Genomic DNA, 13295 nt, shown 5'->3' with positions numbered 1-13295 from the left:
TACTTCACAAGTATAAATTGCATACCCCAAACAACAAACAGTACGTAATTGCTTATGGCACTCAAACCCCGGATGATCGACCAGGATACCCTTTCGCAGGCACTTGTACTATTCAAATGTTATTTTTATTTTACTGTAACCAGCTAATCTGCCCGGCCAGCAAAGCCTGAGATGGAAACACACCGCTTACAATTAAACCGGCCCATTATGCTTACCACTGAGCAACTAAAGTATAACCTTACTGTATACCTGGATAAGGGCGACAAAGAGGAAGTTATCGGCTTTACATTTTTAGTGCAAGAGCCTGGCATAAACACAAGGTACGTCTGTCACATTCCGCCTCCCGGAATGGCACATTTACACTGCATTTGCACAGGCCTGGTTAACGAGCTTTGTAACACAATAAACAAACGGAGGCTGATACCATGAGAAAAATAATCGTACTATCAATGCTTAGTCTGGATGGCGTAATGCAGGCGCCCGGCGGACCAGAAGAAGATACTTCAGGCGGCTTTCAATACGGCGGCTGGGTGGCACCCATGGGAGATGAACTGTATAGCCAGGCATTGAGAAAACAATTAAAACCTGCCGACCTGCTGCTGGGCAGAAAAACATACGACATCTTTGCCGGCTACTGGCCACAGCATGGCGACTTTTGGACGGGTGTTAACGATGTTACCAAATACGTACTCTCCAACACCCTCAAAAATCCCGAATGGAATAACTCCATTGTTCTGCAAAACGTGGCAGATATTGAAAAGCTCAAAAACACCGAAGGTGGTGATATACAGGTGCACGGCAGCGGCGAGCTGGTACAATTGTTACTCAAGCATGACCTGGTAGATGAACTCTGGCTCAAAATCCACCCATTAATCTTGGGCAAGGGAAAAAAGCTTTTCAACGACGAAGCCCTTGCACGAACATTCGCCTTAACAGAACATACCATTACTACAAAAGGCGTTATCATTGCGAATTACCAGCGCATTGGGCCGGTGCAGACGGGAACGATTGAGGTATAACAACGAGCCCTGACTTGTAGCCACGCATGTGGTGGGTTTGCCAGGGCTTGTTTAAAGCATGTTAAACCGTAAACAACAAATAAATTACAAAAGTCAAGCTATGCCGCACTTTTGCATCATTTAAGGCTATTCAACTTCTTCAAAACAATTTTAATACGCCTTTCTAGTTCACTGTCATCATAATAATTAACATCCTGATTCCTTAACCTTTCATCGGGCTCATAAAAATCAAGATCATAAGCTATTTCTCGAAGACACTCCTGCTCTAAAGTATTAAACTCAATTTTATCATCCCAAACATTTTGTTGAAATAACCTTATTAATTCTTTACGATTACTTTTGCTTAATAATATTGCATTTAAAATTTGCATCTATAAAGGTATAAATCGAGCATTCATTAATTTCGATCCACGTATTACCGTAGTAATATTTCCACTTAAAGGATTTGTTCCAACCAGTAGATCCTTTCCAGACGCGAACCCATTCCTAAGAATGTAATTTATGGTTTTATTTTTAGGATCATAAAATTTAGCCCCCTTGTTAATTGCGGCCTCCACCATATCTTTCGTTATGCCTCTTTGTGCTAGACGTTCAGCAGCATGTTCTGTGAGATTTATGCCAGTTCTGACTAATCCCATATTGCTTACTTCTGCCACCTCCTCAATGCCCTTACCTTCCCTAAGTAGCCTCGCAAGTGCAGGTAAAGACCTAACTCCGCTATTCGCTATACCAGTAATTGCAATAACATCTCCAGGTAAGGTAAACAGAGAAAAATATATTAAATAAGCATCACGTTCAAACTGCTCAGCTTCTTCCTCTCGTTGGTACCATTCGGGCAACCTGCCATTTAATACGTCTTGTACGTAGCTATACCTATCACCTTTTTGAAATACATCTTCTCCATTCCGAACTCTATAAGTAAAAGTTTCTAGGTTACTTTTAAAATGCGTATCTATTCTTATCGATCCACCATACCACGACATTCTCTGATAACGACGATTGGAGGTTGTTACTGTTAAATTACCTAAATCATTAGGGTTGTCTTCGTTTACAGCTTTTTCCTTTAATCCTAATGGATCGTTATGCAATATTGGATTATTAGCCGCAAATCCATACAAAGACATATCGTGACTAATATCTCCTAATCTATCAATCTGTACAAATCGACCTAGCTGCGGATCATACATACGATGCACCGCATCGTATAAGTCTAGGCCGCTTCCATCATCAAACTCTCTACTCTGTAATTCGTTACCACTATTATACTTAAACCTATTCTCCAACTTACCAGCTGCCTTACTACTTATCCCCGCCATCGTTAACCCAAACGGATAATAATGCGTTTCTTCCAGCAATGGCCCGGGTGTATGTGTAATGCTCAGGTTGTCAAACGCCACCCCGGTGCTGCTTACATTGCTTTCATAGATGTAAATATATCCATTTACCGGCATGGTCAGGTTGCCGGATTGCAGCACTTTGTAGGTTTCATTTACACCTACTACCGGTACCTGCCTGTAGCCGCTGATATCTGTCCTGTTTTTCAGTTGCTCTTCATCGAGTAAAATCCAGTTCAGGAAGGCTTTGGGGCGACTATCATCTGCCGCCTCCGAGCTTACAAATCCCTGTACCGGCCCGTTCAGCAGGCTGCTGGTACCTGTTCCGAGATTGGCGGTATTAAAGTGACCGCCGGCAGCACCTACTTCACCGGTAAATAGGTTCACCAGCTGCGCAGCAAGGTTGTTGGCAATGGTGTTGTTGGCAGGCTGGTGCTCCTGGTTGCGGTACCAGGCTTGTGCGGATATAGACACCTGGTCACCTGCCATTACTTTCAGCAGAATACCCGGGCCAATTTTAGGGGTGCCATCTGCCCCATCATTTTTTAGCCAGGTTACAGTGGTATTACTGGCATCGTTGTCAAAACCAGGTATCTCGCTTTTGTTTCTTGCCGTTTGTGCCAGCTGATCGTTAAACAGCTGCTGCTCTGTGGTACGGTATTGCGGTTCTACTGTCGCCAGGTAGCGTTGACTGTTGAACTCATCTGTAAGTACAGTGCGCGTATTACCCAGGTGATCTTTCAGGAAATAATCATAGGCATAACCGGTTTGCACTCCGCTGCCATCACGCAATACGCGTACACGGCCTTCTTCCTGACTGAAGAACTGCAGCTGGTTATTTTCATATATAAAACCGCCCAGGTAATCGGTTGTGGTAGTTTTGCTTCCCTCTGCAACACGCTTTTCCAGTTTATTGCCCACAGCATCGTATATGTAGGTGATGGTGCCTTTGCCCACAACAGTAAGTTTCCAGGGCAGGTTCAGGTGGTTATACACAATATCCTGCGCACCTGCCGGTACATCTGTACCAACTGAAGCACCGATATTTTTATTCTTGTCAGCTAACAGGTTGCCGTTTACATCATAACCATAATCATTACCTGTTTTATTATTGTCTGTAAAATCACCCAATTGGGTAGCAGCACGACTATCAGAAACAGCAGCCAGTTTATTGGAGCCCTGGTTACCGCCATAGTAACTATACGTGAGATCATCTACAATGTCGCTTGCAATGCCAACCAATCCCTTCTGCCACATAGCCTGGATATTGCCATTGGCATCATAGGCACTGCGCCAGTTAATACCATCACCCATCCGCATACTAAAATCAATGCCGGCACTGGTGCTCCAGCCACCATCAAACTGTGTAAAATCAGCCTTTAATAACCTGTTGGCACCATCATAAGCATAACCATAGGCTCGCTCTTTGCTGTCACTGCCGCTCGCCCAGCGTATACCGGCAATATTGCCGTTGTATTGATTGCTGCCAAAACCCCAATCATAACCCAGGTCTATACCAAACCATTTGTTATCGGCATTAACACCTACCCCACCATTATCATTCCGGTTTATCCCTTTTAACCAGCCACGGATATTGTACGAGTACTTGTCATCTTCCATAACAGTACTGGTGAGGTTGCCCTGATTATCGCGTTTCTGGCCAATCGTTTTCTCTTTTACCTGTCCCAAAGCATCGTAAGACAGGGTGCTGATCAACCGCTTATTGGCAACATCATCTCCCACCTGTTTGGTCACGGTCAGTAAACGACCGGTATGATCATAGAGAAAGTCTGTTTGAACACCAAGGGCAGCTACGCCACCTGCGGGGTTATTGTGTACCAGGTAGCTGCTCACCACCTTACCTGTAAAGTCATAGCGGTTGCTCACAATATCTACACCACCCTTGTAATTATCCGATTGCACTTGCACAACACGCCCCTTATCATCGTAATAAGTCACAGTCTCCAGCCATTTGCCCGATGGCAGGTTGTTGAGATCTTCCATCGCCAGCGCCCGCGTTCTTGTAGACAGGCCCTGGGTAGCTGTACTTGCAGCGGCCGCCGTAGCTTCGGCATTATTGTTACCGCCTGTACCGGGCTTTGCCGCATAGGCTGTATTGAATGTTTTGTTTACCCCCTGGTAGTTATCATAGTAAGTATAGGTTAATGGCGTAAGAGAAGCCCCAGTTAACAGGCCAGAGCCGCTACCACTTCCCATACCAGATGCGTCTGCAATCTCCAATACTACACCGGCTGCAGACCCATCCACTGAAAAACCTTCCAATGCAGTTATGCTATTGCTAGCGATGTAGTCGGTTGTTACCCCATCCCAGCTGTTCAATATAATATCTGAAACCGACGCAGTCTTCTGTATAGCCAGGTAACCCTGTAAATCGGCAGCTGTTCCATTGAAGCCGCTCATGATACCTGTTTGAACCGGCCTGTTAAGATCATCATACAGGGTATACAACCACTGCGCCTTTGCTTTCAGGTTACCATCCTGGCTGTATGTTAACCGGTCGCGTTGGTCGTATACCATATACACCCAGGCTGCACCGGGTACTTTTTTGGCAATCATACGGCCTCTTGTATCGTACTCATATCGAAAACAAAGCTCATTCAGTGAAGATGCGGAAGGTTGCACTGTTCCGGAAGCGGGCAATGCTTCAACGGCATTAGGTGGCAGTACACAGCGCAGTTCGCCAAGATCGTCATATACATAATAGGTAGACAACCATGTGCCGGCATCATCTGCCTGCACTTGCTTCAATATCACATGGCCCTCTTTATCCTTAAACTCCCTGATCTGTTTGCCATGCTCATCCACCGTAATTGTTTTGATAAGCTGCCCAGCCTGATAGATACCGGTACTTTGCGGAACATTCACGGTAGCATTGTCAGTACCATAAACAAGACCTGCAAATCCAATCGACCATATGCGCACATTATCGTCTGTGTTTACCAGGTATTGCAGCGCCACTCCCCTGCCACTGCCTACCCAGCTGTTACCGGCTGCATAAGTTTTCAAGGGGCGGTTCAACGGTGACAGTTCATAATCGGTTTGGCTGTAAAAGAATTGCTCGCCATTAAAAGCAGGTTGCTCCGCCGGATAAGCTGATGTATAAAAACTATGCTGATCGGCAAAAGGGTTCAGTTTAAAATTACCATCGCTGCTATTATTATCTGCATAAGGCAAATATTTAGATACCTCTCTGCCAAAAGCATCGTATACTACCGGTGCAACAAGATCTTTTGTGCCCGGTGTTGCCTGCCAGCTCACCGTTTGCAATGGCCGGCCTAATCCATCAACATATTGTGTGGTTCGGTTCACCTCGCTTACCTGTCGTGCAGTGCTGGTTACATCACTGGCACTGGTAAAAGGCTGGCGGGGCTGCCAGGTACGAATATAATTCTGGCTCGTCGCTGTGTAGCCCGAAGGCGTACTCTCAGGCGTAAGGCTGGCCGCAGGAACACTGGTTATACTCTGTGGAATGTTCGTTTGTGCCGCTGCTATTCCCCCCGCAAGCACGAAAAGAAAAACACCCATCGAATGAAGAAAACGCATATGTAAAAAGTTTCTTAGTAAGTGATATCGGGTTGCTCTGTCCTATGATTACAAGGATGCAATCAGCTTGCACCAACAACTACTGTCCCTGGTATTTATATTCTAAACTCTTAATGATATTGCCATCCTGATCTCGGGTAAGCTTTAAACGCCCAAGCGCATCATATTCAAAATAAACAACATGGCCACTTGGATCCATCTGACTTATCATCCCAACGTGTGGCACATAACAGTATGTTGTCATTTGGGTACCAGAAGGATAAAGCCTTACTTCATCCATATTGGCACATTGTACAGTTATATTATTCACTCCAGACAAATCCCATTTATATAAACGCCAATTCCCCCTCGTTGCAGTAAGCGTACCCTGACTGCCATTCACAACCGGAGCAGACACGCCGATATTGCACCATAGTGTAACAGTATATTGCCCAAGGCCAACTGTTTTAGAAAGAGTACCATTGTATGACTTATCCCCGGTTAGTCCTCCATTATTAATAAGATTGCCATTTGCGATCCAATTTCCAAAACCATCTTCTTCAAATGAAGTAGCGGCTATATTCGCGTCGCTGGCTCCGTTCACCATTGCTATTGGATAAGAATATTGATATCCCCAGATGTAACTTTGCGAAGCATCGCCAACTTTATTAACGTTAGTTAAATTATAACTCGGATCATAATTATTAAACTGTATCCGTTTCTCAAAAGTGCCGCTCCCTCTTTTCACTTCAACGTAATCTGGAACCGCAACAGCCCCATTATTCCTGTAGTGATTAATAGTGCTTATGCCTACATTATTCTTCAGTATTGTTTTTTGAATAACTGTTGTAATAGCGTGATTATTTTGCAGGTTATCCATTACACTCTTTTCCGTTGATGTAAGATTGTCTATAATATCTTTATCAGCAGGGTACCGAATCACTGTTACCATATTTTTGTTATCACTTGTAGTACTTGATATAGAGGTAGGTTGTAAATGATCCAGATTTTCATAAACATAATGTTGACTTTCTAAAGCATATTTTGTCGGGTCACTAGCATCATACAGGTAAGTATCTACATTACTAAGTTGTACTGCGCCCGAGTAAATTGGATAGTCAAAGGCATAATACCAGGTTGGATCACTCTGATCATAACAACCCGAGAAAGAATAAGAAAAACCTATTTTGGATCCACGCCCTTTTTTAAGTTGAGTATTTGTGTAGCTATTTACTACTTTTTTCACAGGATAAAATGTACCAGTCCTTAAAGCATAATCAGTTTGAGACAACAGCAATGAACCAGGCCACCCATCGTTTGTTATATAAATACCATTACAGTATGCTTGCGGCACTGGTAAAACACTATTGGATACGGTGCTATAATTATACACTGTTTTATCCTGAGTAGCTCCCATAATATTCAACCGATATTTTGCTACTTCTGTATAGTTTATCTGAGCATTTGACAGATTGAATACATCATAAAGAGATGAACTGTTAAATGTCATTGCTGTTCCCATAGAAGGAACACAAGACACACTACCTGTAGAGCCAGCTGTACCTGTATATGTCTTTGTATTTTGTATATATGTGCCCAAAGCAAATGTGGGACCGGTTAAATTTCCATTTCCGTTCTCATTGGCTCCATAACGATATGCCTCTCCTCCAACTATATTGTTATTTACATCATAGTTTGTTACCTGCTTTATGCGTAAACCTCCACTATTCGTTATAACTGGTGTAGTTGTTATTTGGTTCCAGGTTATAGTAATGCGTGCAAATACCTTGCTATTGTCGAATGCCCCTGCAATCATCTGGTATGTGTGCCCTGCTACCAAAGGAATATATGAGGTAATATTTGTTGTATTATTAGGGCTACCGATAGCCTGTGCAGGTGTTTGTCCGGCTGTAAGATCGGCTATCGATGCATACGGCCTGGTTTGAACACCTGGATAATTGTAGGACGAAATTGTTATCGAAACCATCGCATCACCAGAAATCCCTGACGGAGCAACAAATGTGGTTTGCGCATTTTGATTCATTTGGCCTGTTGCGCTGGCCGATTGACTTACTGGAGTAATAACAGTTTTGTTATCAGCGTATCTATTTATTTCATAGTCAAAATTAGTATAACCTCCCGTTGGGTATTTAATCTGTTTCAAAATACCTGCCTGAGTGTAAATTTCGTTAGCCCCCCTGTCGGCACCTCCTATTGTATAAGGATAACTATCATAATTACCAGTCGTCTGAGGAATTAATCCTGAATTATTTTTTCCATTATAATATCCAAATAAATCCTGAGCATTGCTTCCCCTATACGGAAGAGGAGTGCCATTATAGGAAAAATTATGAGATTTTTTTTGACTATTGTCAATTGCTATTTCTTCTAGAGATTCAAGCCGCATACGATACCCTGGAGAACTAATTGACAAAGGATTATCGGTTGCACTTGCTCCAACAGTTGTAAAATTTCCATAACTAAACCTGTACCCACGCTGCCTATTGTAAACCCTGGTTGCATTGTCATAACTAAATAGCCTGATAGAATCAAGCCTTGACTGCTGATCCAAATCAAGTCTGGAGCCTGAAGAATAAAAAACAAGCTTCCCGTTGGTAAAGTTAATTTCTTTCAATCTTAAGGGAGCCGACTGCGTAAAACTCATTGATGATGGCCCGTTATTGCCGTAAACATTTCCATAATTATTTATACTCGCCGAATAATTAAGTGCATTTATTGTTAATGGCGGATCAGTAGAATAAATGAAATTAATCGTTTCCGACTTATCATAAGATACAATCTTAGACAGATACCAACTTGACACATAATTCTGCGCATTGTGTGGAAATGGAGAATCTGCCTGCGTGGTATAATAGCTGTTGGTCTGCTCCTTGTCCGAAAAATAAAACTGATTCCCTTGTCCATCTAGGATTACAAAATACCCATCGGTGAAATGTTGTACCTTCAGAGGATCTTGATAAGAAATAATAAATGGCTCCTTATCTTCTGTAAATGAATATTTTCCGGAGTGTTCAAGAAAATTATAGAAAAAGTAGTCTGGCTCAACATCTGTAAGATTCATCGCTGCTTGTTGCAGAAATTGCCAATTGTTTTGACCTAACAAAGTTTCTGCAAGTGGAGGGGTCGCAGAGGTATAATATCCTTTTTGTCCAAAATCATCACGTCCGCGAATTGCTCTTGTAATAACTCCTCCTGCATTTAAGCTCCATCCTAATCCTACCCAACTAGCTATATCATTTACCTTTATGCCAGAAGGATAATAACTTAATGAGATGGGAAGTGACAATTTTGCTGTTTTAATATTAAACAGAGGTATAGAAATATTAGCCATACCAGAACTTAAATTTACCGGCACATCACCATATTTACCTAAACTTGCTGCATCAGGAGGAGGAGGCACTATATTAGGCAAAGAATAATCTTGTCCCCAACAAACGCAGTCAACCAAAAATATTAAAGCAGTCAGTATTAGACGCAAACAAAACAGTTTGTTTTTCATCGCATTGATTTGAATAGTTATTTGCACGAAACAAGAAGCCGTTTATATAACCAAAACCCATTAATATTCTCTACACTTTGGTAAATAGCACCCCTTACAACCCATACCCCACCCTAAACTTCAGTGCCTGTGCCTGTGGCACCTGGCTGTAGCTCAGGAAATCCCACAGCAGCTGCAATTTGCCTTCTTTCTTGCCAATTTTGTATTTCTTGGTTAAGCCAATAAGGCCGCTTTTCTGCCATACATCTATGTTGCGAATGGTAGCCGTTAAGCTGTTGAAAGATTGCATGTAATTGAGTTCATACCCACCGGTGATCCAGATGCTGCCTTTGGCTTTGATGTCAACAAAGCTGCGCAGTCCAATACCTTCGCCGGTTAGTTTAATGTGGTTGAACAGCTTGCCCCAGCCCTGTTTGTAGCTTGCGCCTACGCCAACAGTAGCTTTATCGCTTAGTTTATAGCCCAATGACAAGCCCAGTTCACTGATGGAGGGTAACAGTTTGCTGCCACCGGAAGACTGCAGGTTAAACCCGTATTCCAGGCGTTGCAGGAAGGATTTAGTTTTTTGTTTGTTGGGCGTAAAATCAGGCATATCCATATCGCTGCTGCCGCTATTGGTGCCAAGCTTATTCGCCTTGTCTTTCAGCTGGTCTAACTGCCCCTGTGCCTGTTGTATCTGCTGCTGCATCATGCCTTCGGCACCGCCACCAGCTGCACCACCTGCGGCGGCTTGTGTGGCAGCACTGCCCATACGCTGCGCCACAAGACTTTGTACCTGGCTGCGGGTTTGCAATCCAGCCAAAGCCTGCGCGCTTCCATAATTATCCGGTACGCCAAACAAGGCACTCAGGTAGCTGTTTTTTTGCATAAAATTCTTAAAGGCCGGCAGTGAGCGTACAGCACCCATAATCTGCTGCTCTCTTTTTTCAGGATCGTTGATGGCAGCTTTTACATCGTTTAACCGTTGCTGGTAGTAATATGCTTCCTTATTGATAGCAGTGAGTTCTTTTGCCATGCCCATTTGCTGCAACTGGGCTTTCAATGCATCCTGCCGTTGGCGTATATAAGCTTTAATATCGGCTGCCTGCTGCAGTTGTCCCTGCAGTTGTTGCAATTGCTGACTAGCGCCTTGCAGCTGCTGCAGCCTGGCTGTGCCATCAGGTAATTTTCCCTGCTGCTGTTGTAAAAAACTAAGTGCAGTTTGCATACTGTCTGCACCAGGCAGGTATTCTTTTAACGGGAACTGGCTGGTGACTGCTGCCGTATCATTCAACTTACCTTCGAGCTGCTGGTATTGCTGCTGCGATTGTGCAAATAAAGCTTTGGCCGCAGTGCTGTCTTTTGCCATCATTTTGGCACGCAGCTTGGCTTCTTTACGCTGCATACGCTGCAGTAGTTTATCACTCTGCTTCTGCAACATACGGGTAAGCTTGCTGTATTTGTTTTGCACAGCATCAATGGCGCTGCTGCTTACAGCAGTTGCTTTATCTACATCCACGGCGCCGCTTGTTTGGGCATGAAGGTTTAGTGCACAAACAAGCAGCAGCAAGCAGAGGCTTTGTTTTAAAATGGTTGGCATATGGAACTCTATAGGGATGAATGTTAAATTCAGTTGTTGATTACTTATTTTTTATCTCGCTCTGTAGCTGCTGCATTTTCTGCTCCAGTTCACGGTTCTTCTGCATTAACTGGTCATTCTGCTTTTTCATATCAATCATGTACAGGGTCAGTTCCTCCATCTTTTTCAGCAACACTGCCTGGTTGGCTGCCAGGTCAACACCGTGTTGCTGCACTTCTGCAGCGGAAGGCACTTCGGGCAAATGTTTATTCTGTTGAATGTAAGCAGCTACTGAATCCAGGTGTGGCAATTGATAAGTTGAATCAAATACGTAATCCGGCCAGCTTTGCCGGGCTTTCACTACGGCTTTTGTAAACAAGGCAGCACCATCAACCGCAAGTTTATATCCTGCTGCAGCGTCAGCTGTTCCGATGCTGATACTGCCTGCCGGGCTGGCATACATAATATTGGAAGCAACAGATTGATAAGATTTAAAAATAGTACTGTTACTTACACCAGATTCCTGCACCAAACGCGGAAGCTGACCATCTGCAATCGCATTCCACCAGTAACCGGAAAAATTGATGGCAGCGCCTGACCCATTGATATCTCTCATTTTTACCGCAAGCCAATCATTGCCCAGGTATTTAACGGTATATAGAGTAAGCACAGGACTTGTTTCACTTAACGGAATAAGATTAGCATAGGTATTTGAATAAGCCGACTGGATGTTTACATGATAGTCTGTGGCTGAATTAAGTGCGCCGCCATTGCCCCTGTAAAATGTCAATGTACCATTCATGCCTGCACAGTTATTCCCGGTTGTTGAGGTGATAAGTGCAGGTACCAACAACAAATATTCAGCAGGACTTCCTGCACCAATATCATTGGAATGCCCGATAAACAAGGGTGCAGTAAATAAGGTACCCTTTGCACCTTCATATTCTTCTATACCTTTTCTCACTTCAAGCATGGTTTTGGGAGCGTCGGTTGCAGACCCAATCATTACAGGACCAGTCCAATTTTGCGCATGCCCTTTTATTACTAAAAAAAGTATCAGCAGCAGTGCCAAGATTCCGCTTATCACATGTTTTTTTATAGTCATTTATTTTCTTTTATCGCATATCTGGAATCAGTTATAATATCACTACACAGTACTTACTGCTTATTCTTTAGTTGCAAAATTTCCTCCTGCTGCAATACAATTGTACGTTGCAAAGCAGCCATTTTCTTATCCTGTTCAATCATGTACAGGGTCAGTTCTTCCATCTTTTTCAGCAACACCGCCTGGTTAGCAGCCAAATCAACACCTCGCTGCTGCACTTCAGTAGCAGAAGGTACTTCGGGCAGATGTTTATTCTGTTGAATAAATGCAGCCACTGAATCAAGGTGTGGCAGCTGGTAGGCGGAATCGAATACATAATCCGGCCAGTTAAGCTGTGCTTTCACTACTGCTTTGGTGAAAATTGCAGTGCCATTTACCGCAAGCTGGTAGCCTTTTGTATCTCCGGTGTTAATACCAATGGTGCCGTCGGATTTTATTCGCAGACGCTCCTTCAGGTTATCGGGCGTTCCTGCATCAGACGTACAAAAACTAAGCTCCACCGGCTGAATCAGGGCGCTGTTCGGCTGCCACTTATTGATGCGTTCCGCACGGATACGCGCACCAACCTGATAAGGATAGTTATCACGATAGGCCGGAAAGTCTATATTGTAACCGCCGGTAACGGCGCCCAAAGGGACGTTTAAATTACCAGGATCACCCTGTACACCAATCTGCATACCGGCAACACCCGGTGCCACACCTGCTATCATTAGCTTACCCACACTCACGTCGCCATTCGAGCCTTCCGTTACCAGTCGTTCCCAGCTTTCCCACGAACCCTGCGGCAAACCTGCGCGATGATAAATACCACCATCGTTAAAATTCAACTGATGGCTTTTGCCGCCGGTATTATCACCCCATTGTGCAAAAGTCATCATGCCTGAATAAGTGCCGCTACCCGGTACATTTACTACCGAGCGCGTTTTAAACTCAAATTGAGCAGTCCCCGAATACGTGGAAGGTGCAGCGTCTACGGTATTGGTATTTTTTACCAGTACTTTATCCGCATTTTGTGCAAATACCGGTTGCACAAAGCACACAGTCAGCAGGGCAGGCAATAATTTCTTTTGATTCATATTTACAATGTTTCGTAATTCATTATTTCATGTAACAGGCGAACTACCTGGGTCCGCCAGGATTATTTCCAGCGTAACATGTGTTAAGCATTTTTATGAGGGATAAGTAACTACAATGATATTGGTCATGCAGCTGTCAT

7 protein-coding genes are annotated in these 13295 nt (G+C 43.7%); 1 reads left to right on the top strand and 6 read right to left on the bottom strand.

What is annotated here, in order from left to right:
* Window positions 1-425: 425 nt before the first annotated feature.
* Window positions 426-1019, top strand: a complete 594-nt coding sequence (locus tag DXN05_RS17335; RefSeq protein ID WP_116848545.1) for a dihydrofolate reductase family protein — start codon at window positions 426-428, stop codon at window positions 1017-1019.
* Window positions 1020-1135: 116 nt separating this feature from the next.
* On the opposite strand, the gene DXN05_RS17330 is transcribed toward DXN05_RS17335, so the two are convergent.
* The 6 genes from DXN05_RS17330 to DXN05_RS17305 all read right to left on the bottom strand — a co-directional run bounded on the left by DXN05_RS17330 (window position 1136) and on the right by DXN05_RS17305 (window position 13155).
* Window positions 1136-1390, bottom strand: a complete 255-nt coding sequence (locus tag DXN05_RS17330) for a hypothetical protein (RefSeq protein ID WP_116848544.1) — start codon at window positions 1388-1390, stop codon at window positions 1136-1138.
* Window positions 1391-5917 (bottom strand): DUF6443 domain-containing protein, encoded by a 4527-nt coding sequence (locus DXN05_RS17325; protein ID WP_116848543.1) that lies wholly within the window; start codon window positions 5915-5917, stop codon window positions 1391-1393. It lies immediately after the preceding gene.
* 79 nt (window positions 5918-5996) lie between these two features.
* Window positions 5997-9416: an RHS repeat domain-containing protein gene (locus tag DXN05_RS17320; RefSeq protein WP_116848542.1), complete on the bottom strand. Its 3420-nt coding sequence runs from the start codon at window positions 9414-9416 to the stop codon at window positions 5997-5999.
* A gap of 94 nt (window positions 9417-9510) precedes the next feature.
* A complete protein-coding gene (locus DXN05_RS17315; RefSeq protein WP_116848541.1) occupies window positions 9511-10995 on the bottom strand; it encodes a hypothetical protein in 1485 nt (494 codons plus the stop codon).
* A 40-nt stretch (window positions 10996-11035) separates the two neighbouring features.
* Window positions 11036-11980: a hypothetical protein gene (locus DXN05_RS17310; protein ID WP_147313963.1), complete on the bottom strand. Its 945-nt coding sequence runs from the start codon at window positions 11978-11980 to the stop codon at window positions 11036-11038.
* Window positions 11981-12132: 152 nt separating this feature from the next.
* On the bottom strand, window positions 12133-13155 hold the full coding sequence (locus DXN05_RS17305; protein ID WP_116848539.1) for a hypothetical protein: 1023 nt from the start codon (window positions 13153-13155) through the stop codon (window positions 12133-12135).
* Window positions 13156-13295: the final 140 nt, after the last annotated feature.

The organism is Deminuibacter soli, from assembly GCF_003412455.1.
GTDB classification, from domain to species: Bacteria; Bacteroidota; Bacteroidia; order Chitinophagales; family Chitinophagaceae; genus Deminuibacter; species Deminuibacter soli.
Note: the sequence above shows the minus strand (reverse complement) of the source record. Positions and strands in the feature narration are given on the sequence as shown.